The sequence below is a fragment of the Paracoccus sp. (in: a-proteobacteria) genome (assembly GCF_046289755.1).
Lineage (GTDB): Bacteria > Pseudomonadota > Alphaproteobacteria > Rhodobacterales > Rhodobacteraceae > Paracoccus.
Map to the genome: position 1 here is coordinate 118,975 of NZ_JBKBVD010000001.1, position 25,628 is coordinate 144,602.

Consider the following 25,628-nt stretch of genomic DNA (forward strand, 5'->3'; position numbering starts at 1 on the left):
CCGGCGGGTCAGCGGCCGGAAGAGCCACCCGGATTTTCACCGGGTCCATGCGTTTGGCGCAGCATTAGCCGCAGCAGGCACCAAAGATCAACCGCCGGGTGGTTTATTTCCCGAGAATGCCGTGGATGCGCGTGATGCAGGCAACGCTGCCGCTATAGCAGGAAGGTCAGCACCACAGCCCCTGCCGCCACGGCCAGCGCCAGCAGGCTGAGAAAACCGGGCAGGCTGCGCCAGCCCGCGCGATGCCCGCGCAGATGCGCCAGCCCCAGCCCGACCGCCACGCCCAGCAGCGCCGGGGCGACGGTCAGCGCCTGTGCGACCAGCGCCGCCAGATCGTGCATGCCGCCCTGCCCCCGCGCGGCCAGAAACAACTGCACCGCAATCGCGGCCAGCAGCAGCGACAGCACCAGCAACGGCCAGCGCAGCCGCAGCCGCGCGCAACCCCAGGCGACGAACCCCGCCCCCAGCAGGCAGGCCCCCGCGATCAGCCACAACCTCATGCTTCGGGGCTTTGGCGGTTGACGCGCGCGCTGCGGCGACGGCGCAGCGGCGGGCGGTACAGAACCAGCAGCCCAAGCGCAAAGCCCAGCACGCCCAGGCCCGGCCCCCAGCGCAGTGTCAGCCAACCCAGCAGCGGCACACCCGCCAGCACCAGTACCCAGACCGCCACGCCCCGGTGGGCCAGGCGCAGGCGCGGGATGGCGCAGGCCGCCAGCAGCCACAGCGCCAGTGCCGCCAGTGCAAGACCGGCGGGCAGGCTCATGCGGCCTGTCCCTGCAGGCGCATCGGCAGGTTGTTGGCCCAGGCCGAGATTGTGCCGGCCCCAAGGCAGACCACCATGTCACCCGGACGGGCCTGTTCGCGCACGAGGCGTTCCAGATCATCCTCGGACAGGATGGCGCGGGCGTGGCGATGGCCATGGGCGATCAGCCCCGCCACCAGATCATCGCGGCTGGCGCCGGGGATCGGGTCTTCGCCCGCGGCATAGACATCGGCGATGGCCACGACATCGGCCTCGTTGAAGCAGGTGCAGAAATCCTCGAACAGCGACGACAGGCGCGAATAGCGATGCGGCTGATGCACCGCGATGACACGCCCGCTGCTGGCCTGCCGCGCGGCCTTCAGCACGGCGGCGATCTCGACCGGGTGATGGCCGTAGTCGTCGATGATGGTCACGCCGCCGATTTCGCCCACGCGGGTAAAGCGGCGGCCAACGCCTGCGAATTTCTCCAGCGCCTCGCGGATCTCGGCTTTCTTGATGCCCAGATGGCGCGCCACGGCAACTGCGGCCAGACAGTTCGAGACGTTGTGATCGCCCGGCATCGGCAGGGTGCAGCCCTCGATCATCTCGATGTCGCCGGTCTCGGAGGGACCTTCGCCCTGCAGCGCAATGTCGAAATGCGCGATGCCGTTCTGATAGCGCAGGTTGACCGCGCGCACATCGGCCTGCGCGTTGAAGCCGAATGTCACCACGCGGCGGTCGGTCAGCTTGCCCACCAGCGCCTGCACCTCGGGGTGATCGGTGCAGCAGACCGCCAGCCCATAGAACGGAATCCCCGAGGCGAAATTGTAGAAACCCTGCCGCAGCGCGTCAAAGCTGCCCCAATGCTCCATATGCTCGGGGTCGATATTCGTCACGATGGCGATGTCGGCGGGCAGGCGGTTGAAGCTGCCATCGCTTTCATCCGCCTCGACCACCATCCATTCGCCCGCACCGGCCCGCGCGTTGCTGCCATAAGCATGAATCACGCCGCCATTGATGACGGTCGGGTCCAGCCCGCCCGCGTCCAGCAGCGTGGCAACCATCGTGGTCGTGGTCGTCTTGCCGTGGGTGCCTGCGATGGCGATATTCGATTTCATCCGCATCAGCTCGGCCAGCATTTCGGCGCGGCGGACGACGGGCAGGCCACGACGGCGGGCCTCTTCCAGTTCGGGATTGCCCTTCTTGATCGCGGTCGAGATCACGATCACCGCCGCGTCGGCGATGTTTCCGGCCTGCTGGCCCTCGAACACCCGTGCGCCCAGTTTCTCCAGCCGGTCGGTGATCTTGGAGCGCTTCAGGTCACTGCCCTGCACCTGATAGCCAAGCGTCAGCAGCACCTCGGCAATGCCCGACATGCCGATGCCGCCGATGCCCACGAAATGGATGGGGCCCAGCTCTCCGGGCAGTTTTGTCGCTGCGTTCATCGCACAATCTCCTCGACGAGGTCGTAGAGGCGCCGCGCCGCATCGGGGCGGGCCAGTTTCAGCGCGGCGGCGGCCATGGCCGTGGCCTGCGCGGGGTCGGTCAGGATCGCGCGGATGTCGCGCGTGAGGCTTTCCGCGTCAAGCACGGATTCAGGATGGACATGCGCCGCCCCCGCCTCGGCCAGAGCCTGCGCATTGGCGGTCTGGTGATCGCCGGTCGCGGCGGCAAAGGGGATCAGGATCGCGGGCCGCCCGATGACGGTGATGTCGGCCAGCGACGAGGCGCCCGAGCGGCTGATGACCAGATGCGCATCCGCGATCCGGTCGGGCACATCGGTAAAGAAGGGCTGCACCTCGGCGGTGATCCCGGCCGCGGCATAGGCTGCGGTGACGCGGTCCATATCCTCGGCCCGGGCCTGATGGCTGACCGACAGGCGCGCGCGCAGATCATCGGGCAGCGCGGCCACGGCGGCGGGCACGATGCTGGACAGCACCCGCGCGCCCTGACTGCCGCCGATGACCAGCAGGCGCAGCGCGCCCTCGCCCGGCGCCTCATAGGGGGTGGCGGCGCGGTCCAGCACGGCGCTGCGGACCGGATTGCCTGTATGCAGGCCGCTGATGCCCGCAGGCAGATCGGTGGGCCATGTGCCGCAGGCGATGCGGTGGACGCGGGCCGCGAACAGACGGTTCACCCGGCCCATCACGCCGTTCTGTTCATGGATCATGCGCGGCAGGCCCATCATCCGCGCCGCCGTCAGCGCCGGGATCGTCGGATAGCCGCCAAAGCCGATCACCACATCGGGCCGGTCGCGGCGAAAGGCCGCGCGCGCGGACCAAACCCCGGCGGCAATGCGAAACGGAGCCGCCAGCTTGCCCGCGATGCCGCCCCGCGCGGTGGTGGCCGAGGCCACGACCTGCCGTTCCACCGCCTGCGGAAAGGCCCCGGCATAGCGCGCGCCCCGGTCATCGGTGGACAGCTTGACCCGCCAGCCCTCGGCCAGCAGCAGTTCCGCCAGCGACTGGGCCGGGAACATATGCCCGCCGGTTCCTCCGGCGGCGATCAGCGCAAGCCTATCCGCCATCAGCGACCCCGCCGCAGAATATTGGCCAGCTCGCCCTGCGGGCGCGTCCGCGTCAAGGCCAGCAGCATTCCGACCGCGATCCCCGAGGCGATCATGGACGAGCCGCCATAGCTGACGAAGGGCAGCGTCATCCCCTTGGCAGGCAGCAGACGCACCGCCACGCCCATATTGATCAGCGCCTGCACGCCGAAGGCACAGGCAAGCCCGGTGCCCGCGATGCGCGCAAAGGCGTCCCGCTCGCGCAGCAGCCGCAGCAGCGATCGGGTGACGATGGTGCAATACAGCCCGATGATCGCCATCACGATGACAAAGCCGTATTCCTCGGCGGCGACGGCAATGATGAAATCGGTATGCGCATCGGGCAGCGACCATTTCACCGTGCCCTCGCCCACCCCGACGCCGAAGAAGCCGCCCTCCTGAATGGCATTGGTGGCATAGCCGATCTGGGTGCGGGGATCGACTTCCGATTGCAGGAACCCGTCGATGCGGCGGGCGAAATGCTCGGACGAGCCATAGGCAAAGACACCGCCCATGATCGCCATCCCCGCCACGCCCAGCAGCAGCACCATCGGCGCTCCGGCCACGAAATACATGACCAGCCACGAGAACAGCACCAGCGAGGCCTGACCGAAATCGGGTTGCAGCGCCAGCAGCACGACCACGACGCCGGCGGCGATAAAGGAATAGAGCCGTCCGGCAGGCCCGCCGACCTCCTGGCTGGCGGCCATGAACCACGCGCACAGCGCGACAAAACCGGGCTTGAGGAACTCGGACGGCTGGATCGACACGAAGCCAAGCGACAGCCAGCGCGTGGCGCCCTTGCCGAAATCGGTGCCGATAAAGGGCAGCGCCACCAGCAGCAGGAACGAGACCGCAAAGCCCAGCACCCCGATCCGCCGGATCTGGCGCGGCGGCAGCATCGAGACGACCATCATCACGATCAGCCCCAGCCCGCCGAACACCGCCTGACGCTGGACATAGTAGAAACGCGGCAGGTTGTTGCGCTCGGCCAGCGGCACGGATGCGGCCAGCCCCAGCAGGATACCCGTCGCGAACAGTCCGAACACACAGGCCAGCGCCCATTTGTCCAGCGTGCGCCACCAGCGTGGAAGAATCGGGTCGGCCGCCCTTACGGGCGTGGTGCCGAAGACCATCTCGGTCATGAGAATACCGCCGTCACTGCCTCTGTCTGTCCGGTTTTTCCGGATCTGACCGCCAGATTAGCGCGAAATGCCGCGCGGTGCTACAACCGATTCCCCAATGATTTCCGGCGCTGAGGCCCTACACGCAGAATTGTGTTCAACCGGGCTGGGGCAGCTGTGTCGGGCTGGCGACGCGGGACGCGCTTCAAGACCGACAAGGCAAATCGCTCTGCCGTCAGCCCAGTGTCGCCAGCGCCGGGAAGGTTTCCAGCAGCCAGAAGCTGAAGGCCGAGAAGGCGCCGGTGATCAGCATGACCCCCACCACGACCAGCAGCGCACCCATCGCCCGCTCGATCGCCTTCAGATAGGGTTTGATGCGGTTCATCAGCCCGATCGCACGGTCGATGAAAATCGCGGCCAGCAGGAAGGGAATCCCCAGCCCAAGTGCGTAGACCGCCAGCAGCGCAGTGCCGCGCGACAGCTCGCCCCCCGTGGCGGCCAGCGTCAGGATCATCCCCAGTTGCGGCCCGATGCAGGGCGTCCAGCCAAAGGCAAAGGCCAGCCCCAGCACATAGGCGCCAAATGCGCCACCACCCTGCTGACCGGCCTGCAACCGCGCCTCCTGATCCAGAATCGGAATGCGGATGATGTGCAGGAAATGCAGGCCCATCACGATGACCATGACGCCCGCGACCTGCGACAGCGTCTCTTGCCAGGTCAGAAAGGCGCGGCCAAAGGCCGAGGCCGCAAAGCCCATGACCAGAAACACCGTCGACAGGCCCATCACGAAGAACAGCGCCGGCAGGACCGCGCTGCGCTCGCGCTTCTTCAGGCCGTTGACCCCTACCCCGGTCATATAGGCCAGATAGGGCGGCACGATCGGCAGCACACAGGGCGACAGAAAGGACAGCACCCCCGCCAGCAACGCCACGAGGGCGGCAGGCAGAAAGGCGGCGGTGGCGAGTTCGATTCCCAACATGGGCCGCACCTTAGCCGATGGCCGCGCAAAGGACAGGGGGCATTGCGTCACGCCTGCGTGGGCGGCAAAACGAAACGGGGCGCGGCAATGCCGCGCCCCGTTCCCGGTCATCAGAGGTGGCTCAGCTTCCCGAAGACCACCAGCCGCGCCGCTTGGACTGACCGGACTCATCTGCCGGTTCCGGCTGATTGGCGGCCTGCGGTGCCGGGGCGGGTGCCTCGGGCTCGGGCTCGGCATGAACGGCCACCGAGACCTCCAGCACGGGCTCGGGGATCTGCCCGGCTTCCGGCGCCGCAACTGCGGCCTCTTCCGGGGCGGCCTCGACGGCGGGGCGATCATCGACAGCCGCCTGCTCGGGGGCCTCCTGCTGGGTGGCCTCCTGCGCGGCAGGTTCCTCGGCGACTGATACGTCAGCGATGACCGCCTCGGCCAGAGGCGCTGCGTTCAGGCCGGGCAGAGCCTCGGCCCGCGTGCCGTCACTGTCCTCCGACAGATCGACCACTTCGGGCAGCGGCGTATCGCCGGACGAACGCCGCGAACGGCTGCGCGAACGCGACCGGCGACGGCCCGACCCTTCCTGCGCCTCATCCGCCGGGGCATCCGCGCTGTCGGCAGCGGCACTGTCGGCCGCGGCACTGGCGGCAGCAGGCTGGCTGGCGGGCGCGTCCTGCGCCTCGTCCTGACGGTCCTGATCGTCCGACATCGCCTCGTCTTCGGGGCGGTCCGAGCGGCGCTTGCGACGGCGGCGACGGCGGCGCGACCGCCCCCCCTCGCCATCGCCATCGCCGTTCTCGTCACCCTGCTCGTCTGCATCCTGCTGGACCGGCGCGGCCCTGGCGGGTGCCGCCTCGGCGACCTCGGGGGCCTCGGGCGTCACCTCGACGGCATCCTCGATCAGATCGTCCTCGTCATCCTCTTCATGGTCGATCTGCGCCATCAGCTCGGCATCCAGCGACAACGGCACATGCGAGACCTCGGGGACCACACGGGTCGCGGTCTTGAACTTCTCGATCGCGTAATCGGGCGAGACGAGGGCCGGATCGGCCTCGACCCGGACCGACATGCCGTAACGGGCCTCGATCCCCGCCACATGCTCGCGCTTGGCGTTCATCAGGAAGTTGGCGACCGCGATGGGCGCGCGGACCAGAACTTCGCGCGACCGCTTGCGGGTGCCCTCTTCCTCGATCGCGCGCAGGATGGTCAGCGCAAGGCTGTCATCGCTGCGGATCAGGCCGGTGCCGTGGCAATGCGGGCAGGGCTGGGTGGTGGATTCCAGCATGCCGGGGCGCAGGCGCTGACGGCTCATCTCCATCAGGCCAAAGCCCGAGATGCGGCCGATCTGGATGCGCGCGCGGTCCGATTTCAGCTTGTCCTTGATGCGCTTTTCGACCGCCGCATTGTTGCGGCGTTCGTCCATGTCGATGAAGTCGATGACGATCAAACCGGCCAGATCGCGCAGGCGCAGCTGGCGGGCCACCTCGTCGGCGGCTTCAAGGTTGGTCTTGACCGCCGTATCCTCGATCGAGCCTTCCTTGGTCGCCCGGCCCGAGTTCACGTCGATGGCCACCAGCGCCTCGGTGATGCCGATGACGATATAGCCGCCCGATTTCAGCTGCACGACCGGATTGAACATCGCGGCCAGATAGCTTTCGACCTGAAAGCGCGCGAAAAGCGGCATCTGATCGACGTAATGCTTCACGTTCTTGGCGTGGGACGGCATGATCATCTTCATGAAGTCCTTGGCCACGCGATAGCCGCGCTCGCCCTCGACCAGCACCTCGTCGATCTCTTTCGAATACAGATCGCGGATGTTGCGCTTGATCAGGTCGCCTTCCTCGTAGATCGCCGCAGGGGCGACCGATTTGAAGGTCAGGTCGCGGATCTGTTCCCACAGGCGCAGCAGGTATTCGTAATCGCGCTTGATCTCGGTGCGGGTGCGCTGGCTGCCCGCCGTGCGGATGATCAGGCCCGCGCCCTTGGGCACGTCCAGCTCGCCCGCGATGTCCTTGAGCTTCTTGCGGTCCGCGATGTTGGTGATCTTGCGGCTGATCCCGCCGCCGCGCGCGGTGTTGGGCATCAGCACGCAATAGCGGCCCGGCAGAGACAGATAGGTGGTCAGCGCGGCGCCCTTGTTGCCACGCTCTTCCTTGACGACCTGCACCAGCATGATCTGGCGGACCTTGACGACCTCCTGGATCTTGTAGCGGCGGGCGCGGGGGCGACGGGGGGCGCGGACCTCTTCGGTCACGTCCTCATCGGCCACCGACTCGATGTCGTCATCGCCGTCATCCGACTGCGCGGTCTCGTCGCCATCCCCGGCGGTCTGGGCTGCGGGACGCTTGCGGCGGCTGCGGTTGTTTTCCTCGGCCTCGGCCTCTTCGGCCTGGGCGCGTTCCTCATCCTTCAGCGCCTCGCGGTCGGCTGCGGGGATCTGGTAATAATCGGGATGGATCTCGGCAAAGGCCAGAAACCCGTGGCGGTTGCCGCCGTAATCCACAAAGGCCGCCTGCAGCGAGGGCTCGACCCGCGTGATCTTGGCCAGATAGATATTGCCAGAAATCTGGCGTTTGTTCAGGGTCTCGAAATCAAATTCTTCGACCTTGGTTCCGTCGACCACGACCACCCGAGTCTCCTCGGCATGGGTGGCGTCGATCAGCATTTTCATTGCCATTTATGTGTCTTTCGCGCAGGCGGATGCCGGGCGGGGCCATCGGCGCCCCCCGGATCAGGCTGCGTTGTGATAATGACACGGGCGCGGCGTCGGACAAGGCATCGGGACCGGCCGGGCGCAATGCCCTCTGGTTGTCCGACTTGCCTTCCTGTGCGCGCGTCATCGCGTCTGTTCCTTCGTAAAACCCGGATTGCCAGAAAGGCCGGCCGGGTCGCTGTCATCTGCACCTTCGCGCGCCAGAGGCGCAGGCGAAGGGCGGGTTTTCCGCGTGGCACATGCTGCCGCCCGCGAATGGGACGGGCAGAGGTGCCGCGCTGCGAAACTGTCGGCGCGTGGCAACCCGTCCAAGGGTCGCGCGGCGCGTCCCTTTACCATAGAGGCGAAGCGCAGCCGGGTTCAATGATAAAACGCGGCCCCCATACAGGGGTCGCGGATTGCAGCGCACAACCTGCGAGTGCATTTTGGATGGACTATTTGCGCGACACCGACGCACAGATCAGCCGCGGCGCGGCATGCGGGCAACGTCACGCAGCATTAACACCACGTTCACGCCCCTGTCGCACCCTTCCCCTAGGCCATGATCGAGGCCAGACAGGAGGTCGGGATGCCGGTCATCAGCGTCAATGCCGGACAGGCTCTGCCCGCGCGGTTGTGGCAGGTTGCCGCCGATCTGCCCGCAGGGGCGCCCATTGTGGTGATGTTGCACGGCTACCGCTATTCCCCCTCGGCCCCTTGTCACGACCCGCACCGCCATATCCTGTCGCTGGACCCGAGGCCGGGCGCCCGGCGCGCGATCTCGTGGCCGCGCGGGCTGGGATTCGGGGCGGGGACGGCCTGCGAAGGGCTGGCCATCGCGCTTGGCTGGGAGGCGCGAGGCCGGTTCGGTCGCGCCTATACCCGCGCGGGCGAGACTGGCGAGGGGTTGGCCCGGCTGGTCAGCGATCTGGCACAGGTGGCGGGCCGGCCGGTGGCGCTGATCGGGCATTCGCTTGGCGGGCGCGTGGCGCTGCAGGCGCTGGCCCATGCCGAGGCGGGCAGCCTGTCGCGGCTGGTGCTGCTGAACGCGGCCGAGTTCCGCGACACCGCCGCGGCCGCACTGATCCGCCCTGCCGGGGCGCAGGCCGAGGTGCTGAACATCACGTCACGCGAAAACGACCTGTTCGATTTCGCGCTGGAGCAGATCATGGCGCGCGGGCGAAGGCGGGCGCTTGGCCTTGGCCTTGAACGCCCCGCGCGCAACTGGGTCGATGTGCAGATCGACGACGACGCCACGCTGGACGGGCTGCGCAACCTGGGCTTTCCGACCGACCGGAACGCGCTGCGCCTGTCGCACTGGACATCCTATCTGCGTGCGGGGCTGTTCGATTTCTACCGGGCGGCGCTGTGCCACTCCTGGGCGCTGCCGATGGGACTGCTGCGCCAGCATCTGCCGCAGCGGCCCGAACCACGCTGGTCGCGCCTGCTGGCGCGGCCCGCAGGTGTCCGGGCGCTGGCCGATCAGGCGCCGCTGTCCCTGCCCTGACCCTCGTCGGACAACGCATGGGCCTTGAACAGGCCCGCATTGCCCATCAGAAAGATAAAGATCAGCACCGGCAGGCCAAAGGTCTTGAACCAGACCCAGCTGGTTTCCGTCATCATCCGCCAGACCAGTTCGTTCGCCACCGCCAGCGCGACGAAGAACAGAGCCATGCGGATGGTCAGGATGCGCCAGCCCTCGGTCGTCATCGGCAATGCCTCGGACAGAACGGCGCCCAGCCAGTTCTTCCGCAGCGCCAGCCCGGTGCCAAGGATCGCCGCAAACAACAGATAGATGATCGTCGGCTTGATCTTGAAAAAGCGCGGATCGTTCAGCCACAGCGACATGCCGCCGAAGACCACAACCAGCACCAGCGTCGCCACCTGCATGGGCGCCAGCTTGCCACTGAGCCGCCACTGGATCAGCGTCGTCGCAACCAGCACCGGGACAAAGATCAGCGTCGCCAGCATGAAGCCGCCATAGGACTGACCCATGAGCGTCACCGTATCGTTGCGATACAGCATGAACACCGCAAAAAACAGAATCAGCGGCCCGAACTCCAGCACCGGCTTGACCCACGGTTTCGCCTGCCTGCCTGCCTTGTCCTGATCCATTCCGCCATCCATTCTGTTGCGCCGCCGCTTTGGGCAGCTAATTCAGCGATCCACACCACCGTCGGCTTGCGACCGCCAGGTTTCCTGCGCCTTTTCGCTCAGCCTGACCCGCCTCACAAGGGCCGCGACCACAGCCGGCAGACGCCCTGCCCCTCAGTCCAGCCGGATCGCCGCCAGAATCGGGCCGGGCAGATCGTAGGCGGGTTGCACCTTCTGCACCAGCAACGCATGGCGGGTGTCGGCGGGGAATTCCGTGCCATTCGTCTCGACCGGGCGCACGGTCAGCCGCAAGGGGGCAAGCCCGTCCCATGCGGCCAGACGCTCCAGCGAGACGACGATGTTCGAATAGGTCACGGTGCGCCCCCGGTTCTCGCCCGCCGTCATGTTGACCTGTCGCTGGGGCAGGTAGCGCACCATCGTGATGTCCACCCGGCCGCCCAGATCGGACAGCGGCAACAATTCGATCGTGCCGTTCAGCCCCTTGCCTTCGCGCTGGACCGAAACCATGGCGGGACGAAAGCGCGCGGCGTCCACCAGCCCCATCAACTGCGCGGGGCCGGGGGACAGCGCAGTATCGCGCCCCTCGATGATCAATTGCGGCGTATAGATCGAGCGTTCGCCCGCAGCGCGGGCATAGGCCTCTTGCCGGGCGGTGAATTCGGGGCGGGCAAAGCTGTCGGCCCATCCCAGATAGTCCCAGTAATCAACGTGATAGGCCAGCGCCAGCACATCGTCATTCTGCGCGATCATCGACAGCATCGCATCTGCCGGAGGACATGATGAACAGCCCTGCGAGGTGAACAGCTCGACCACCACCGGCAGGTCGCCACCGCTTGGAATGCGCGCCATCGACGGCGCAGGCGCGTCCGAGGCCGCAAAGCTGTTCAGCATCGCGCCTTCGCGACCCCCGCCGTCGTGACCCATGGCTGTGGACCCCGGCGCCATCCGCCCCAGATCATCAGGCGCTGCGATGACGGGTGCGCCATAGGCCCCGGCATCGTCCGCGCCGTCGCCATCAGCCGTCCGGTCCTCAGTCGCCCGGTCCTCAGCCATCGGGCGTTCAGCGGTCTGCGCATCGAACCTGTCAACCTGACCCGTCGCCTCGAACTGGGCGGCATCCGAGGGTTCGCCTTCTGACCAGGCAGGCCCCATGCCAAGGCCGAACGCGATCGCCAGCATCGTGGCGCAAAGCCTGTTCACCACACGTCCTGCATCATGGCTGTCTGCAAGCGGCATTGTCTGATCTCTGTCGAATGTCACAGTGAACTCCATAGTCAATGCCCGCCGGAATAGACAATCAACGCTTTGTCAGATGCACGACACATCGCGCTGCGTGCCTCTTGAGCAACAGGCGGCAGTATGGTATGCGATTGCATACAATGCGCGTTGCCGCACTTGCGAAAGCCCCTGTGATGGGGCAAAGCAGGGGCACGCACGCCCGACCCATCCACACTTGCAGACAGGGAGGCCTTGATGCCCATCCAGACCGGAACCGACACCGCCAAGACGCGCCGCACGCTCAGCGCGGGCGGTCAAAGCGTCGATTATTATTCGATCGCCGCCGCCACCGAGGCGGGGCTTGGCGATTTCTCGAAACTGCCGGCCGCGCTGAAGGTCGTGCTGGAAAACATGCTGCGCTTTGAGGATGGCGGCCGGACCGTGTCGGTCGATGACGTCAAGGCCTTCGCCCAATGGGCGACCGATGGCGGCAAATCCAGCCGCGAGATCGCCTATCGCCCCGCCCGCGTGCTGATGCAGGATTTCACCGGCGTTCCCGCCGTGGTCGATCTGGCGGCGATGCGCGACGGCATCAAGGCGCTTGGCGGCGATCCGCAGCAGATCAACCCGCTGAACCCGGTCGATCTGGTCATCGACCATTCGGTGATGATCGACGAGTTCGGCACCCCCCGCGCCTTCCAGCGCAATGTTGAACTCGAATACGAGCGCAACATGGAGCGTTACACCTTCCTGAAATGGGGCCAGAAGGCGTTCAACAACTTCCGCGTGGTCCCGCCCGGCACCGGCATCTGCCATCAGGTGAACCTTGAATATCTGGCCCAGACCGTCTGGACCGACACCGACCAGACCGGCGCCACCATCGCCTATCCCGACACGCTGGTCGGCACCGACAGCCACACCACCATGGTCAACGGCCTTGCGGTCCTTGGCTGGGGCGTGGGCGGCATCGAGGCCGAGGCCGCGATGCTGGGCCAGCCGATCTCGATGCTGATCCCCGAAGTCGTGGGCTTCGAGGTCACCGGCGCGCTGGCCGAGGGCGTGACCGCCACCGATCTGGTGCTGAAGGTCGTGCAGATGCTGCGCAAGCACGGTGTCGTCGGCAAGTTCGTCGAGTTCTACGGCGAGGGTCTTGACCACATGCCGCTGGCCGACCGCGCGACCATCGCCAACATGGCCCCCGAATACGGCGCCACCTGCGGCTTCTTCCCGATCGACGACGAGACCCTGCGCTATCTGCGCCAGACCGGCCGCGAAGAGGACCGCATCGCGCTGGTCGAGGCCTATGCCAAGGAAAACGGCTTCTGGCGCACGGCGGATTACGCGCCGGTCTATTCCTCGACCCTGTCGCTGGATCAAAGCACCGTCGTCCCCGCGATTTCCGGCCCGAAACGTCCGCAGGACCATGTGCCGCTGACCGAGGCCGCGACCGCATTCAGCGACTACATCAAGGGCCTGCGCCCTGCCGCTTCGGTTCCGGCCGAGGAGAAAGCCGAAATGACCGAAGAGGGCGGCTCGCCCTCGCCCGCCCCCGAGGACATCCCCGGCGGCAGCCATGGCCATCTGAACAGTGCCCCGGTGGACGGCGAAGATTATCAACTTCGCGACGGCTCGGTCGTGATTGCCTCGATCACCTCCTGCACCAACACCTCGAACCCCTATGTGCTGATGGCCGCCGGTCTGGTGGCCCGCAAGGCGCGTGCGCTTGGCCTGACCCGCAAGCCCTGGGTCAAGACCTCGCTGGCGCCCGGCTCGCAGGTGGTCGAAGAGTATCTGAAGGCCGCGAACCTTCAGGAAGATCTGGACGCGCTTGGATTCAACCTCGTGGGTTTCGGCTGCACCACCTGCATCGGCAACTCGGGCCCGCTGCAGCCCGAGATTTCCAAGTCGATCAACGACAATGATCTGGTGGCCGTGTCCGTCCTGTCGGGCAACCGCAACTTTGAAGGCCGCATCTCGCCCGACGTGCGCGCGAACTATCTGGCCTCGCCGCCGCTGGTGGTGGCCTATGCCATTGCGGGCGACATGAACATCGACGTGACCAAAGACCCGCTGGCCCATACGCCGGACGGCAAGCCGGTCTATCTGAAAGACATCTGGCCGACCTCGAAAGAAGTCGCCGAACTGGTCGATACCATCGTCACGCGCGAGATGTTCCAGGCCAAATACGCCGACGTCTTCAAGGGCGACGAGCGCTGGCAGGGCGTCGAGATCACCGACAGCGAGACCTATGACTGGCCGGCATCCTCGACCTATATCCAGAACCCGCCCTATTTCCAGGGCATGTCCAAGGATGCGGGCGTGATCCACGACGTCAAGGGCGCGCGCGTTCTGGCGCTGCTGGGCGACATGATCACCACCGACCACATCAGCCCCGCAGGCTCGTTCAAGCCGGGCACGCCTGCCGGTCAGTACCTGACCGAACGGCAGGTCGCGCCGCGTGATTTCAACAGCTACGGCTCGCGCCGTGGCAACCACGAGATCATGATGCGCGGCACCTTCGCCAATATCCGCATCAAGAACGAGATGTTGGATGGCGTCGAAGGCGGCTATTCCAAGGATGCGAACGGCAACGAAGCCGCGATCTATGACGCCGCCATGTCCTATGTCGATCAGGGGACACCGCTGGTCGTGATCGGCGGGATCGAATACGGCGCCGGTTCGTCGCGTGACTGGGCGGCCAAGGGCACGAACCTGCTGGGCGTCAAGGCGGTCATCGCCGAATCGTTCGAGCGGATCCACCGTTCCAACCTCGTCGGCATGGGCGTCATCCCGTTCGAGTTCACCGGCGGCGACAACCGCAAATCCCTGAAGCTGACCGGCGACGAGGTCATCTCGATCGACGGGCTGGCGGGCGCGTTCAAGCCGCTGTCGATGGTGCCCTGCACGATCACCTATGCCGACGGCACGGAAAAACAGATCCAGCTGAAGGCCCGCGTCGATACCGAGGTCGAGATTGACTACCTCAAGAACGGCGGCGTGCTGCACTACGTTCTGCGCAATCTGGCAGCTGCCTGATCGGACCAGGTTTAACAGGACAACCCCCGGCATCTCGCCGGGGGTTTTTTGTTGCGAGGTCGCAAGGTGGATATTTGAGTGAAGAAGAAAGGCAGGCCCGGTCCCCTTCTTCTTCATGAAAATATCCGCGGGGGAATCGCGCATCGCGCGATGGGGGCGGCAGCCCCCTTCCCCGCTCGCCGCGCTAGCCGCCGATCGCAATCCCTTCCCGGCGCGGATCGGCCCCGCCTTCAAGGCCCTCGGGGGTGATCACGATGCCCTGCAGGCCCGAGGTCAGTTCGGTCTCATTCAGTTCGAACCCCATGGCCGCGAGACCGTCAGACAGGGCGGCGGGCAAGCCGGGCTCGACATCCATCGGTCCGAAGCGGTTGACAAGGTTGGGGGCGGCGACCGCCGCCTGAATATTCATGCCCCAGTCCAGATGCGCGATGATCGCGCGGGCGACATAGCCGATGATGCGGCTGCCGCCCGGCGAGCCGATCACCATCACCGGCGCACCGTCCTTCAGCACAATGGCCGGGGCCATGGAAGAGCGTGGCCGCTTGCCCGGTGCCAGGGCGTTGGCAATGGGATAGCCGGACTCGTCATGGGTGGTGAAGCTGAAATCCGTCAACTCGTTGTTCAGCAGAAAGCCCGCCGCCATGATGCGCGCGCCAAAGCCGTTCTCGATGGTCGTGGTCATCGACAGCGCGTTGCCATCGGCATCGACGATCGAGATATGGCTGGTCGAGGGCAGTTCCAGCGCGTGATCCTGGCCCCACAGCATCGCGTGGCTCCAGCCGGGGGTGCCGGGCGCGGTTTCGGGAAGGCTGTCGTCGCCCGCCAGCAATTCGGCACGGGAGGCCAGATAATCGGGGTCGATCAGCCCTTCGGTCGGCATCGGCACGAAATCGCTGTCGGCCATGAAGCGGCCCCGGTCGGCAAAGGCCAGCCGCGAGGCGTCGCCGATCAGCCGCCAGGCATCCGGGCTTTCGGCGTCCATTCCGGCCAGATCATATCCGCCCAGCATCCCCAGAATCTGCCCCACCGTCAGCCCCCCGGACGAGGGTGGGCCCATGCCGCAGACATCATGCGCCCGGTAGTCCACGCAGACGGCCGGGCGTTCCACCACCCGGTAAGCCGCCAGATCATCCATGCCCAGCAGGCCGGGATTGTCCTCTGCGCCGCGCACGGCGGCCACGATTTCCTGCGCGATCTCGCCGCGATAAAAGGCATCGGCGCCGCCTTGGGCCAGCGCCCGCAGGCTGCGGGCATAGGCCGGGTTCTGCAGGGTCGCGCCCTCGGCGACGGGCTGTCCGCCGGGGAAGAAGTAACCGGCCGTCGCGGGATAGCGCGACAGGGCCTCTCCCTCGCCCGCCACCAGCGTGGCAAGGCGGGGCGAGACGGTGAACCCCTCTTCGGCCAGCCGGATGCCGTCCTCGAACAGGCCCGACCAGTTCGCCCGGCCCCATTTGCGATGCACCATCTCCAGCAGGCGCGGCGTGCCCGGCGTGCCGACCGAGCGGCCGCCCACCACCGCATCCATGAAACCAAGGGGCTGGCCCTCATCGTCCTGAAACAGCGTCGGCGTCGCCAGCATCGGCGCGGTCTCACGCCCGTCCAGCGTCGTCACCTCACCCGTGGCTGCATCATACCAGACCAGAAAGGCGCCGCCACCCAGCCCCGAGCTCTGCGGCTCGACCAGACCCAGCACCACCTGCACCGCGACCATGGCATCGGCGGCGCTGCCCCCGGCCTCCAGCACGCGTGCCCCGGCCTCGACCGCCAGAGGATGGGCCGCGGTGACCATCCAGTCCTGCCCGGTGACCGGGCGCCCCTCGGCCTTGGCCGTCAGCGCGGCCTGTGCGGCCTGCGTCAGCGGGCCAAAGCCCGGCTGCAACGCGTCGGCAGCCGAGGCGCCCTCGGGGGCTATCGCATCTGCCGCCTGCTGCGCACCGGCCATCCCCGCGCTGCCCAACAGCAGCGCCAGCATCAATACCCTCGACATCCTCAGCCCCCCGATCTGCACGACATGCAATCAGTGTGGCGCGGCTTTCGACTGCGATCAAGTCTGCGGGTCAGTCCGGGGTCAATCCTCGGCGGAAAGCGCCCGGTCAAGTTCGGGACGGAAGCGGTTTTCGTAATCGGCCCCCACGATCGGCCCGGCAAAGCGGTAGAGGATGCGCCCCTCGCCGTCGATGATGAAGGTCTCGGGCGGGGCGGTCACGCCCCAGTCGATCGCGGTGCGCCCGCGCGGGTCGTCCCCGATGGCGGCATAGGGGTCGCCGCCCTCACCCAGAAAGGACAGCGCATTGCCGGGCTGGTCGCGCAGGGCTACGCCATAGACGGGGATTTCCTGCGACAGCTCCATCAGGACCGGGTGCTCGACGCGGCAGGGCGGGCACCAGCTGGCCCAGAAATTGACCAGCTTGACGCCCGGCGCGGCCAGCAGATCGGCGGTCAGCTGGGTCTTGCCGGGCAGCGTCGTTTCGGGCACCGGCGGCGCCGCGCGGCCGATCAGCGCCGAGGGCAACAGGTCGGGGTCCTCGCGGTTCATCCCCCAGAGGAAGGTGACAGCCAGCGCGGCAAAGATCGCGGGCGGCAGGATCACCAGCGGCGAGAATTTAGCCATGTTTTCCCCTTTTCTCGTGATCGTCCAGCGCGCGACGGGCGCGCGCATTGGCAGCCAGCGTGTGCCAGATCAGCCCGCCCAGCAGCGCCAGCGAGACGCCGTAGGAGGCCAGCACCGCGAATGCGTATTTCCCCAGATCCATCATGCCCGGATCTCGCGTGCCTGCAGCGCGGCCAGGCGTCGCTTGCGGATTTCGGTGCGGGTGCGGATCAGAAGCAGCGTCAGGAACAGCAGGCCAAAGCCCAGCATCGCCAGATAGAGCGGATAGCGATAGACATGGCTCATCCGCTCGCCCGACTGCACCGACAGGCTGGCGCCCTGATGCAGGCCCTGATTCCAGAACATCACCGCATAGCGCGACAGCAGCGCAAAGACCGAACCGACAAGGCACAGCACCCCGGTCAGATCGGCGGCGCTGTCGGGATCGTCGATGGCTGACCACAGCGCCATATAGCCCAGATAGAACAGGAACAGGATCAGGAAGCTGGTCAGGCGCGGGTCCCATTCCCACCATGTGCCCCACATGGGCTGTCCCCACAGCGCGCCGGTCACCAGCGCGATCAGCGTCATCACCGCGCCGATGGGGGCGGCGGCCTTGGCGGCCAGCGCGCTGACATGGTGGCGGCGGATGATCCAGATCAGCGAGGCGATCAGCATCATCACCCAGATATTGATCGCCATCATCGCGGCGGGCACATGCAGGAACACGATCTTGACGGTCGATCCCTGCCGGAAATCATCGGGCGTCAGAAAACCCCAGACCACGCCGCCCACGCAGCAGAGCACAGCCGCGCCAGCGACCCAGGGCAGCAGCCGGTCGGTCGTGCGCATGAACTTGGCGGGGTTGGCATATTCCCAGATCGACATGGTGGTTCCCTAACCGCGGCGCGGCGGCGGCTCAAGCCCGCTCACCGCAGATTGACCCGCAGCGCGGCGGCTGCGGCGAATGGTATCAGCGCCAGAACACCAAGCGTGATGCCCAGTTGAAAGACCAGCGGCGTCAGAACCGGCTGGCCCATGGCGCCGCGCCGGGTGATCTCGGCGCCGAAAATCAGCGTAGGGATATAGAGCGGCAGCACCAACAGCGACAAAAGCAGCCCCCCCCGCCGCAGCCCCACCGTGATCGCCGCCCCGAAGGCGCCCAGCATCGACAGCGCCGGCGTCCCTGCCAGCAGCGACAGGATCAGCCATGGCATGGCAGCGGGCGGCAGTTGCAGCAGCACGCCGAACAGCGGCGCCGCGAGGATCAGCGGCAGCCCGGTGGTGATCCAGTGGGCCAGCGCCTTGATGGCGACGGCGCCTTCCAGCGGCAGCGGCGCGGTGGCCAGCAGATCAAGGCTGCCATCCTCGTGATCCAGCGCAAAGATGCGGTCCAGCGACAACAGGCAGGCCAGCAGCGCGCCGACCCACAGGATGCCCGGCGCCACCGGTGCCAGCGCGGCGCGATCAGGACCAACCCCGAATGGCACCAGCGCCGACAGGATCAGAAAGAACGCCACACCAAGGCCAAAGCCGCCGCCCGCCCGCACCGCCAGTCGCAGGTCGCGGATCAGCAGCGCCAGCATCGCGCGCCCCTCATGCGAAGGCCTCGTTGAAGCTGGCGGGATGGGCCACGCGGCCCGGCTGCGCGCGAAAGGGCGTCAGGTCCAGCACACGGGCCTCGGGGAGACCAAGGTCGATATGGGTGGCGATCAGCGCCGCCCCCCCGCCCGCCAGATGGGCGCGCAAGGCCGCGCCGAACCGCGCGACCGAGGCTGTGTCCAGCGACACGGTCGGCTCGTCCAGCACCCAGAGGGGCCGACCCGTGACCAACAGCCGCGCCAGCCCGAGGCGACGCTTCTGGCCCGCCGACAACGCGCCCGCGGGCCGGTCGGCCAAAGCCTCCAGATCCATCGTGGCCAGCGCGGCGCCAATCTCCGCGCCGCCAAAGACCCGCGCCCAGAAGGCCAGGTTCTCGGCCACGCTCAGCGCCGGTTTCAGCCCGTCGGCATGGGCGGCATAGGCCACCGCATCCTCGGCCATCCCGATCTGGCCCGCGACAGGGGGCTGCAGCCCCGCCACCGTGCGCAGCAGCGTGGTCTTGCCGATGCCGTTGGGTCCGCGCAGAATCAGCGCCTCGCCCGCGTCCAGCGTAAAGCTGACGCCCTCGACCGCCCGCAGACCGCCGCGCGACACGGTCAGGTCGTGGACGGTCAGATGCCTCACAGCGGGATCAGGGCGCAGGCCACGCGCCGCCCCTCGGAGCGGGTGATGTTGTAGGTGCGCGCGGCGGCGGCCGAGGGCATCGCCTCGGCCCGGATGCCATGCTCGGCCAGCCGGTCGAACAGCCCCCTGGGCGGATAGGCGGGCTGCGCGCCGGTGCCAAAGAACAGCACATCGACCGCGCCCGCCAGCGCGATCAGCGCGGCCTCATCGCCCGGCCCGCCCCATGGGCGCGCCCGGTCCCCCTCGACCAGCACCGGGCCGTGGATCACCTGCCCCGCCACGCGAAAGAAGCCGGGGCCATAGCCCTCGATGACCGCAGCGCCTTCGGCATCGCTGGGGGCAAAAGCCATCAGACCTCCTCGGCGCCTTCAAAGGGCGAGGCGGTTTTCTTCTTCGACTCGGGGTCGTTCTTGTCCCAGTTCCGCTTGACGCCCAGCCACAGCACAAAGTTCTTGGCGACGTAGATCGACGAATAGGTGCCGATCAGGATGCCGAAGGTGATCGCAAAGACAAAGCCCCGGATCACATCGCCACCCAGCACCAGCAGCGCGATCAGCGCCACCAGCGTGGTTCCCGAGGTCATCACGGTGCGCGACAGCGTCTCGTTCACCGACAGGTTCATCAGGTCGCGCAGCGCGCGTTTCTTGTATTTGATCAGGTTCTCGCGCAGCCGGTCAAAGACAACAACCGTATCGTTGATCGAATAGCCCACGATGGTCAGCAGGGCCGCAATGGTCGTCAGATCGAAACGGATCTGGAACAGCGCGAAGATGCCCATGGTAATGACGACATCATGGACCAGCGAGACGATGGCGCCGACCGAAAACTGCCATTCGAACCGCAGCCAGATATAGATCGAGATCGCCACCAGCGAGGCCAGCACCGCATAGATCGCGGTCCGGATCAATTCGCCCGAGACCTTGGGGCCGACCGATTCGACCGAGGGGAAGGTGATCGAGGGCGCGACCTCCTGCAAGGCAGCCTCGATGGCGCGGATCGTCTCGGGGGTGACGGCCTCGGCGCCTTCCTGCGCGCTGATGCGGACCTGCGCCACGTGCTGATCGGCACGGAAGCCCGGATCGAACACCTCGGTGATGGCCACATCGCCCAGATCCAGCGGGCTCAGCGCCGCGCGATAGGCCGCGACATCGACCGGCTGGCTGGCCTCGGTGCGGATCGTCGTGCCGCCGCGAAAGTCGATGCCAAAATTCAGCCCGTTGACGAACAGCAGCACGACCGATGCCAGCATCATCAGCGCCGACAGGCCAAAAGTGACCTTCTGCAGCCGGAAAAAGTCGATCTTGGTCTCGCTTGGGACCAGTTTCAGGCGGAAAGCCATGCTATACCTCGATCGTTTTCGGGCGGGCGCGCTCGAACCACATGATGGTCAGAAGGCGGGTGACAAAAAGGGCTGTGAAGACCGAGGTGACGATGCCGATGGTCAGCGTCACCGCAAAACCCTTGACCGGACCCGAGCCCAGCACGAACAGGATCACCGCAATGATCAGCGTCGTGATATTGGCATCGACAATGGCCGACATGGCCTTTTCATAGCCCAGCTCGATCGCGCGGGCGGGGCCACGGGCGGTTTTCAACTCCTCGCGGATGCGTTCGAACACCAGCACGTTGGCATCGACCGCCATACCGATGGTCAGCACGATCCCGGCGATGCCCGGCAGCGTCAGCGTGGCGCCGATCACCGACAGGATCGCAAACAGCAGCGCCATGTTGGCGGCAAGCGCAACGCTGGCAAAGACCCCAAACAGGCCGTATGACAGAACCACCAGCACGACGACGGCGGCAAATCCCACACCTGCGGCGACCTTGCCCGCATCAATGCTGTCCTGACCCAGTTCCGGGCCGACGGTGCGTTCCTCCAGAAACTCCAGTTCGGCCGGCAGGGCGCCCGCGCGCAGCAGGATCGCCAGCTGGCTGGCCTCATCAAAGCTCATCGAACCGGAAATCTGCCCCGAGCCCGTCGTGATGGCCGAGCGGATGACCGGGGCCGAGATGACCTCATTGTCCAGCACGATGGCGAAGGGCTGGCCGATATTGGCCGAGGTATAGGCGCCGAACGCCCGCGCCCCGGTGGGGTTGAAGCGGAAATTGACCGAGGGCTGGCCGTTCTCGTCGGTGCCGGGCATGGCATCGACCAGATCCTCACCGGTAACGACGGGGCTGTCTTCCAGAATATAATACAGGCCCTGCTGATCCAGCGAGGGCGCGAGGAACTGACCCACGCCCGGCGTGGCCTGCGCGTCCGAGGTCGAGCCCAGAACCGGGTTGAAGGTCATCTGCGCCGTCGTGCCGATCAGCGCCTTCAGCTCATCAGCCGAGCCGATACCGGGCACCTGGATCAGGATGCGATCCTCGCCCTGACGCATGATCGTGGGCTCGCGGGTGCCGACCTCATCGACGCGGCGGCGGATGATTTCGAGGCTTTGCTGAATGGTGCGGTCATCGGTCACAGCCTTTTCGGCATCCGACAACTGGATCGACAGCGTCGCGCCCTGCGCGTTGATCGCCAGCGATTGCTGCCCCGCACCGGTCAGGGTGGTGACGGGGGTGGAAAAGCCGCGCGCAATCTCGACCGCGCGGGCCAGCTGATCGGGGTTGCCGATCTCGACCGTCAGCACGCCATCGGGCGATTGCACACGGCGCACCGCGCCGACCGTCTCACGCTCGGCGGCCAGCGCGCGGCGCAGTTCCGGCCAGATCGCATCGACGCGGGCCTTGTAGACCTGCTCGACCTGCACCTCACCCAGCAGATGGGCACCGCCGCGCAGGTCCAGCCCCAGATTGACCAGACTGGAGGGCAGCCAGTTCGGCCAGCCATCGACCGCCGCCTGCAATTCGGGCGTGGTGACGCCGGTGGCCGCGATCTGGGCCCTGGCATCATTATGCGCCTCGACGCGGGCGTAAAAGGCGTTGGGCATCGCATATAGCAGCCCGAGAAGACAGATCCCGAAAATCAGGACGCGCTTCCAGCGGTCGATCTGAAGCATCTTGGCTTAGGCCTTTCAGGTATTGGCGGCGACCGGCTCGGTCTTGTTCACAACCTGAGCGACGGTGCTGCGGACGACGCGCACGCGCACGCCCTGCGAAATCTCGACCTCAAGCTCGTCATCACGCACGCTGGTGACCTTGCCCAGAATGCCGCCCTGCGTGACGACATGATCGCCCTTTTTCAGCGCGCCGACCATCTCGCGGTGGGTCTTGAGACGTTTCTGCTGCGGACGGATCATCAGGAAATACATGATCGCAAAGATCAGGATCAGCGGGATGAACTGCGCAAACGCGGCGGCACCACCGGCGCCTCCGGCGGCTTGGGCATAGGCGGGGGTCACGAACATGCACGTTCCTTTCGTCTGATGGGCCGGCACCCCATGGCGCCCGCCTCGTCTGAATTGGCGCGCAACCTATCTGCGCCGCCCGCCCTTGGCAAGAAAGCGCCGCCTGCCCCGGACACAAGGCCGGGAAACGGCTTCGTGATGACGTTTCAGCGCGCCAGCGGCTGCGCACGTTCCACCAGCCGGGCGAAGAAGCTGGCCCCGACCGGCGCCACGGCATCGTTGAAATCGTAATGCGGATTGTGCACGCCCGGCCCCTCGCCCTGTCCCAGAAACAGATAGCAGCCGGGGCGCGCCATCAGCATATAGCTGAAATCCTCGGCCCCCATCTCGCGGCCCGTTTCGGCATCGACGCGGTCCTCCCCGGCAATCTCGCGGGCAACTTCGGCGGCAAAGGCGGTCTGGCCGGGGTCATTCACGGTCGCCGGATAGCCCTGCTGATAGTCCAGCCGGACCTCGACCCCATAGGCCACGCCAGCCCCCTCGCTGATCTGGGTCATGCGGCGGCGGACCATATCGCGGACATGCGGCTGGAATGTGCGCACCGTGCCGCAGATCCACGCCGTATCGGGCACGATATTGTCGGCGCTGCCGGTGTGGATCTGGGTGACCGAGACGACCAGATCCTCAAGGGCATAGTGGTTGCGGCTGGGAATCGTCTGAACGGCAGACACGATCCCCACCGCCGCCACGATGGGATCGGCGGTCAGATGCGGCATCGCACCGTGCCCGCCCTCGCCCATGACATGGATCTCGAACGTGTCGACCGCGGCCATGATCGGACCGGGCGTGGTGTTGAAGCGGCCCTGCTCTTCGCCGGGATTGTTGTGCAGGGCAAAGACACGGGCGATGTCGAAGCGGTCCATCATGCCCTCGGCCACCATCGCCTCGGCGCCGCCGCCGTCTTCTTCGGCGGGCTGAAAGATCAGCGCCACGCGGCCCGCAAAGTTGCGCGTTTCCGCCAGGTATTTCGCCGCACCCAGCAGCATCGTCGTATGCCCGTCATGGCCGCAGGCATGCATCCGCCCCGGCACTGTGGATGCCCAGTCCAGCCCCGTCGCCTCTTCCATCGGCAGCGCGTCCATATCGGCGCGCAGGCCGATGGTCGGACCGTCCGACTGCCCCCGGATGATCCCCACGACGCCGGTGAAGGCGACGCCCTCGTGAATCTCATCCACGCCGAACTCGCGCAGACGCGCGGCGACAAATGCGGCGGTTTGGTGACATTCAAAGCCCAGTTCGGGATGCTGATGCAGGTGACGGCGCCATGCCGTCATCTCGTCCGCGAAATCTGCGATGCGGTTCAGGACAGGCATGTGGACTTGGACCTTTCACTATGTCAGTCGATGGATATGTTCCGCCATGCGAAGGGAATTACAATGTACAAATCTTCGTCCCCGCGCCGCGATTCCGCAGCCGAGATTACACGTCTCATCGACATCATGGCTGCCCTGCGCGACCCGCAGACCGGATGCCCCTGGGACATCGAGCAGAGCTTCGCCTCGATCGCCCCCTATACGATCGAAGAGGCGCACGAGGTCGAGGATGCGATCCAGCGGCAGGCCTGGGACGAACTGCCGGGCGAGCTGGGCGATCTGCTGCTGCAGGTGGTGTTTCACGCGCAGATGGCGTCCGAGGACGGCATGTTCGATTTCGCCGATTGTGCCGCAGCGATCAGTGACAAGCTGATTTTCCGCCACCCCCATGTCTTCGGCGACGAAAACCGCGACAAATCCGCCGAACAGCAGGTCCGCGACTGGGAAGCGATCAAGGCGGTCGAGCGTGCGGGCAAGGCCGAACGCGGCACCTTGGACGGGGTGGCCCTTGGCCTGCCGGCGCTGACGCGGGCGGTCAAATTGCAGAACCGTGCCGCGCGGGTGGGGTTCGACTGGCCGGGGGCGGCTGATGTTCTGGACAAGATCACCGAAGAGACCGCCGAACTGGTCGAGGCCCGCGACAGCCTTGGCCCCGACGCGCTGGAGGAAGAGTTCGGCGATCTGATGTTCGTCATGGCCAATCTGGCCCGGCATCTGAAAATCGACCCCGAACTGGCGCTGCGGCGGGCCAATGCCAAGTTCATGCGCCGTTTCCAGTCGATCGAGGCCGCTTTGGCCGCCGAAGGTCGCAGCCCCGAGGACAGCGACCTTCCCGAAATGGACCGGCTGTGGGATCAGGCCAAGGCGGCTGAAAAGGGCTGACTCTTCAGCCCATCAGCGCCTTGCGCAGCATGTTCAGCCCGACCAGCAGCAGGAAGAAGGCGAAATAACGCTTCAGCCGCTTGGGGTCGGTGCGATGCGCCAGCGCGGCCCCCATCGGCGCGGTGATCAGCGTCATGGCGATGGTCAGAAAGAACGCCGGCAGATTGACCGATCCCAGCGTATAGGGCGGCGGATTGGGCAGCGGCATGAACAGGAACAGCGCGACCGAAGGCACCGCGATCAGCACCCCGAACCCGGCGGCGGTGGCCACCGCACGATGGATCGGACGCCCGTGCAGCGTCATCAGCGGCACGCCGATGCTGCCCCCGCCGATCCCCAGCAGCACCGAGACAAAGCCCGTGAACGGCGAAAAGATCCAGCGCCACAGCCCGCGCGGCATCTCATCGGCCAGCCGCCAATGGGCGCGCGACACCGCCATATAGATCGCAATGACCGAGATGAGCACGCCGAAGATCATCTGCAGAACCTCGGTGCGCAGCGCGCCGACGGTCATCGCCCCCAGCAACGCCCCCAGCGCGATGCCCGGCGCCCAGTTGCGCAGGATGTCCCAGTCCACCGCGCCCTTGCGCTGATGCGCGCCGACCGAGCGTGCCGAGGTGATGATGATCGTGGCCAGCGAGGTCGCAAGACACATCTGCATGACGCCCGCGCCGCCGAAACCCGCGGCGGTAAAGACGTAGAAATAGGCAGGCACCAGCACGATGCCGCCACCGACGCCCAGCAACCCGGCCAGAATGCCCGCAAAGGCTCCGGTCGCGGCAAGGCCCAGGATGGGAAGGATCAATTCGCTCATCCGCC

General features: G+C 66.5%; 24 protein-coding genes and 1 other annotated feature (1 of these 25 running past the window's edge). Of the genes, 3 read left to right on the forward strand and 21 right to left on the reverse strand.

Going from position 1 to position 25,628, the window contains the following annotated elements:
- Nucleotides 1-50: a sequence feature (sul1 is cis-regulatory element that is thought to sense ions involved in sulfur or methionine metabolism; They are found in Alphaproteobacteria), on the reverse strand (it extends 6 nt beyond the left edge of the window).
- 102 nt (nt 51-152) lie between these two features.
- The 7 genes from ACK41U_RS00550 to ACK41U_RS00580 form a co-directional block, all read right to left on the reverse strand.
- Nucleotides 153-500 (reverse strand): hypothetical protein, encoded by a 348-nt coding sequence (locus ACK41U_RS00550; RefSeq protein ID WP_409674399.1) that lies wholly within the window; start codon nt 498-500, stop codon nt 153-155.
- Nucleotides 497-763, reverse strand: a complete 267-nt coding sequence (locus tag ACK41U_RS00555) for a DUF2484 family protein (RefSeq protein ID WP_409674401.1) — start codon at nt 761-763, stop codon at nt 497-499. Before ACK41U_RS00555 ends, ACK41U_RS00550 begins: the two co-directional genes overlap by 4 nt.
- Nucleotides 760-2,187 (reverse strand): UDP-N-acetylmuramate--L-alanine ligase, encoded by a 1,428-nt coding sequence (gene murC, locus ACK41U_RS00560; RefSeq protein WP_409674403.1) that lies wholly within the window; start codon nt 2,185-2,187, stop codon nt 760-762. The genes ACK41U_RS00555 and murC overlap by 4 nt, the downstream gene beginning before the upstream one ends.
- On the reverse strand, nt 2,184-3,269 hold the full coding sequence (locus ACK41U_RS00565) for a UDP-N-acetylglucosamine--N-acetylmuramyl-(pentapeptide) pyrophosphoryl-undecaprenol N-acetylglucosamine transferase (RefSeq protein WP_409674405.1): 1,086 nt from the start codon (nt 3,267-3,269) through the stop codon (nt 2,184-2,186). Before ACK41U_RS00565 ends, murC begins: the two co-directional genes overlap by 4 nt.
- On the reverse strand, nt 3,269-4,432 hold the full coding sequence (gene ftsW, locus ACK41U_RS00570; RefSeq protein WP_409674407.1) for a putative lipid II flippase FtsW: 1,164 nt from the start codon (nt 4,430-4,432) through the stop codon (nt 3,269-3,271). The genes ACK41U_RS00565 and ftsW overlap by 1 nt, the downstream gene beginning before the upstream one ends.
- Nucleotides 4,433-4,646: 214 nt before the next feature.
- Entirely contained in the window at nt 4,647-5,390 is a 744-nt protein-coding gene (locus tag ACK41U_RS00575) for a cytochrome c biogenesis CcdA family protein (RefSeq protein WP_409674409.1), read from the reverse strand.
- Between the two features lie 121 nt (nt 5,391-5,511).
- Nucleotides 5,512-8,061: a ribonuclease E/G gene (locus ACK41U_RS00580; RefSeq protein WP_409674411.1), complete on the reverse strand. Its 2,550-nt coding sequence runs from the start codon at nt 8,059-8,061 to the stop codon at nt 5,512-5,514.
- 604 nt (nt 8,062-8,665) lie between these two features.
- Between ACK41U_RS00580 and ACK41U_RS00585 the strand changes: the two genes are divergently transcribed.
- Complete coding sequence (locus ACK41U_RS00585; RefSeq protein ID WP_409674413.1) at nt 8,666-9,583, forward strand: hypothetical protein; 918 nt, start codon at nt 8,666-8,668, stop codon at nt 9,581-9,583.
- Here ACK41U_RS00585 and ACK41U_RS00590 read toward each other — a convergent pair.
- Both ACK41U_RS00590 and ACK41U_RS00595 read right to left on the reverse strand, forming a co-directional pair.
- Nucleotides 9,559-10,191: an inner membrane-spanning protein YciB gene (locus ACK41U_RS00590; RefSeq protein WP_409674415.1), complete on the reverse strand. Its 633-nt coding sequence runs from the start codon at nt 10,189-10,191 to the stop codon at nt 9,559-9,561. The genes ACK41U_RS00585 and ACK41U_RS00590 overlap by 25 nt on opposite strands.
- Before the next feature lie 153 nt (nt 10,192-10,344).
- Complete coding sequence (locus ACK41U_RS00595; protein WP_409674417.1) at nt 10,345-11,391, reverse strand: DUF1223 domain-containing protein; 1,047 nt, start codon at nt 11,389-11,391, stop codon at nt 10,345-10,347.
- A gap of 273 nt (nt 11,392-11,664) precedes the next feature.
- On the opposite strand from ACK41U_RS00595, the gene acnA reads away from it, so the two are divergent.
- Nucleotides 11,665-14,445, forward strand: coding sequence for an aconitate hydratase AcnA (gene acnA / locus ACK41U_RS00600; protein WP_409674419.1), 2,781 nt, complete (start codon nt 11,665-11,667; stop codon nt 14,443-14,445).
- A gap of 184 nt (nt 14,446-14,629) precedes the next feature.
- On the opposite strand, the gene ggt is transcribed toward acnA, so the two are convergent.
- The 11 genes from ggt to ACK41U_RS00655 form a co-directional block, all read right to left on the reverse strand.
- Nucleotides 14,630-16,432: a gamma-glutamyltransferase gene (gene ggt / locus ACK41U_RS00605; protein WP_409674421.1), complete on the reverse strand. Its 1,803-nt coding sequence runs from the start codon at nt 16,430-16,432 to the stop codon at nt 14,630-14,632.
- 81 nt (nt 16,433-16,513) lie between these two features.
- The gene (locus ACK41U_RS00610; RefSeq protein ID WP_409674423.1) at nt 16,514-17,056 is read right to left on the reverse strand and encodes a DsbE family thiol:disulfide interchange protein; all 543 of its coding nucleotides are present in this window, start codon (nt 17,054-17,056) and stop codon (nt 16,514-16,516) included.
- Nucleotides 17,049-17,201, reverse strand: a complete 153-nt coding sequence (gene ccmD, locus ACK41U_RS00615; RefSeq protein WP_409674425.1) for a heme exporter protein CcmD — start codon at nt 17,199-17,201, stop codon at nt 17,049-17,051. The genes ACK41U_RS00610 and ccmD overlap by 8 nt, the downstream gene beginning before the upstream one ends.
- The gene (locus ACK41U_RS00620; RefSeq protein WP_409674427.1) at nt 17,198-17,923 is read right to left on the reverse strand and encodes a heme ABC transporter permease; all 726 of its coding nucleotides are present in this window, start codon (nt 17,921-17,923) and stop codon (nt 17,198-17,200) included. The genes ccmD and ACK41U_RS00620 overlap by 4 nt, the downstream gene beginning before the upstream one ends.
- Before the next feature lie 41 nt (nt 17,924-17,964).
- The gene (ccmB, locus tag ACK41U_RS00625; protein ID WP_409674429.1) at nt 17,965-18,621 is read right to left on the reverse strand and encodes a heme exporter protein CcmB; all 657 of its coding nucleotides are present in this window, start codon (nt 18,619-18,621) and stop codon (nt 17,965-17,967) included.
- A 10-nt stretch (nt 18,622-18,631) separates the two neighbouring features.
- Complete coding sequence (gene ccmA, locus ACK41U_RS00630) at nt 18,632-19,261, reverse strand: heme ABC exporter ATP-binding protein CcmA (protein ID WP_409674431.1); 630 nt, start codon at nt 19,259-19,261, stop codon at nt 18,632-18,634.
- Nucleotides 19,258-19,611, reverse strand: coding sequence for an Mth938-like domain-containing protein (locus tag ACK41U_RS00635; protein WP_409674433.1), 354 nt, complete (start codon nt 19,609-19,611; stop codon nt 19,258-19,260). The genes ccmA and ACK41U_RS00635 overlap by 4 nt, the downstream gene beginning before the upstream one ends.
- Complete coding sequence (gene secF, locus ACK41U_RS00640; RefSeq protein ID WP_409674435.1) at nt 19,611-20,600, reverse strand: protein translocase subunit SecF; 990 nt, start codon at nt 20,598-20,600, stop codon at nt 19,611-19,613. Before secF ends, ACK41U_RS00635 begins: the two co-directional genes overlap by 1 nt.
- A gap of 1 nt (nt 20,601) precedes the next feature.
- Nucleotides 20,602-22,266 carry a protein translocase subunit SecD gene (secD, locus tag ACK41U_RS00645; protein ID WP_409674437.1) on the reverse strand — a complete coding sequence of 555 codons (1,665 nt, stop codon included), beginning with the start codon at nt 22,264-22,266 and terminating at the stop codon, nt 20,602-20,604.
- A gap of 15 nt (nt 22,267-22,281) precedes the next feature.
- Nucleotides 22,282-22,614 carry a preprotein translocase subunit YajC gene (gene yajC, locus ACK41U_RS00650; protein WP_409674439.1) on the reverse strand — a complete coding sequence of 111 codons (333 nt, stop codon included), beginning with the start codon at nt 22,612-22,614 and terminating at the stop codon, nt 22,282-22,284.
- Between the two features lie 146 nt (nt 22,615-22,760).
- The gene (locus tag ACK41U_RS00655; protein ID WP_409674441.1) at nt 22,761-23,927 is read right to left on the reverse strand and encodes a M20 aminoacylase family protein; all 1,167 of its coding nucleotides are present in this window, start codon (nt 23,925-23,927) and stop codon (nt 22,761-22,763) included.
- 63 nt (nt 23,928-23,990) lie between these two features.
- On the opposite strand from ACK41U_RS00655, the gene mazG reads away from it, so the two are divergent.
- On the forward strand, nt 23,991-24,809 hold the full coding sequence (gene mazG, locus ACK41U_RS00660; RefSeq protein WP_409674443.1) for a nucleoside triphosphate pyrophosphohydrolase: 819 nt from the start codon (nt 23,991-23,993) through the stop codon (nt 24,807-24,809).
- Nucleotides 24,810-24,813: 4 nt separating this feature from the next.
- Here the strand turns inward: mazG and ACK41U_RS00665 are convergent, their stop codons facing one another.
- Nucleotides 24,814-25,623, reverse strand: coding sequence for a sulfite exporter TauE/SafE family protein (locus tag ACK41U_RS00665; protein WP_409674445.1), 810 nt, complete (start codon nt 25,621-25,623; stop codon nt 24,814-24,816).
- Between the last annotated feature and the right edge of the window lie 5 nt (nt 25,624-25,628).

Excerpts from the sequence above, each read along its gene's own strand:
- ACK41U_RS00550 (WP_409674399.1), bottom strand. The coding sequence starts at position 500 with ATGAGGTTGTGGCTGATCGCGGGGGCCTGCCTGCTGGGGGCGGGGTTC.
- ACK41U_RS00555 (WP_409674401.1), bottom strand. The coding sequence starts at position 763 with ATGAGCCTGCCCGCCGGTCTTGCACTGGCGGCACTGGCGCTGTGGCTG.
- murC (WP_409674403.1), bottom strand. The coding sequence starts at position 2,187 with ATGAACGCAGCGACAAAACTGCCCGGAGAGCTGGGCCCCATCCATTTC.
- ACK41U_RS00565 (WP_409674405.1), bottom strand. The coding sequence starts at position 3,269 with ATGGCGGATAGGCTTGCGCTGATCGCCGCCGGAGGAACCGGCGGGCAT.
- ftsW (WP_409674407.1), bottom strand. The coding sequence starts at position 4,432 with ATGACCGAGATGGTCTTCGGCACCACGCCCGTAAGGGCGGCCGACCCG.
- ACK41U_RS00575 (WP_409674409.1), bottom strand. The coding sequence starts at position 5,390 with ATGTTGGGAATCGAACTCGCCACCGCCGCCTTTCTGCCTGCCGCCCTC.
- ACK41U_RS00580 (WP_409674411.1), bottom strand. The coding sequence starts at position 8,061 with ATGGCAATGAAAATGCTGATCGACGCCACCCATGCCGAGGAGACTCGG.
- ACK41U_RS00585 (WP_409674413.1), top strand. The coding sequence starts at position 8,666 with ATGCCGGTCATCAGCGTCAATGCCGGACAGGCTCTGCCCGCGCGGTTG.
- ACK41U_RS00590 (WP_409674415.1), bottom strand. The coding sequence starts at position 10,191 with ATGGATCAGGACAAGGCAGGCAGGCAGGCGAAACCGTGGGTCAAGCCG.
- acnA (WP_409674419.1), top strand. The coding sequence starts at position 11,665 with ATGCCCATCCAGACCGGAACCGACACCGCCAAGACGCGCCGCACGCTC.
- ggt (WP_409674421.1), bottom strand. The coding sequence starts at position 16,432 with ATGTCGAGGGTATTGATGCTGGCGCTGCTGTTGGGCAGCGCGGGGATG.
- ACK41U_RS00610 (WP_409674423.1), bottom strand. The coding sequence starts at position 17,056 with ATGGCTAAATTCTCGCCGCTGGTGATCCTGCCGCCCGCGATCTTTGCC.
- ccmD (WP_409674425.1), bottom strand. The coding sequence starts at position 17,201 with ATGATGGATCTGGGGAAATACGCATTCGCGGTGCTGGCCTCCTACGGC.
- ACK41U_RS00620 (WP_409674427.1), bottom strand. The coding sequence starts at position 17,923 with ATGTCGATCTGGGAATATGCCAACCCCGCCAAGTTCATGCGCACGACC.
- ccmB (WP_409674429.1), bottom strand. The coding sequence starts at position 18,621 with ATGCTGGCGCTGCTGATCCGCGACCTGCGACTGGCGGTGCGGGCGGGC.
- ACK41U_RS00635 (WP_409674433.1), bottom strand. The coding sequence starts at position 19,611 with ATGGCTTTTGCCCCCAGCGATGCCGAAGGCGCTGCGGTCATCGAGGGC.
- secF (WP_409674435.1), bottom strand. The coding sequence starts at position 20,600 with ATGGCTTTCCGCCTGAAACTGGTCCCAAGCGAGACCAAGATCGACTTT.
- secD (WP_409674437.1), bottom strand. The coding sequence starts at position 22,266 with ATGCTTCAGATCGACCGCTGGAAGCGCGTCCTGATTTTCGGGATCTGT.
- yajC (WP_409674439.1), bottom strand. The coding sequence starts at position 22,614 with ATGTTCGTGACCCCCGCCTATGCCCAAGCCGCCGGAGGCGCCGGTGGT.
- ACK41U_RS00655 (WP_409674441.1), bottom strand. The coding sequence starts at position 23,927 with ATGCCTGTCCTGAACCGCATCGCAGATTTCGCGGACGAGATGACGGCA.
- mazG (WP_409674443.1), top strand. The coding sequence starts at position 23,991 with ATGTACAAATCTTCGTCCCCGCGCCGCGATTCCGCAGCCGAGATTACA.
- ACK41U_RS00665 (WP_409674445.1), bottom strand. The coding sequence starts at position 25,623 with ATGAGCGAATTGATCCTTCCCATCCTGGGCCTTGCCGCGACCGGAGCC.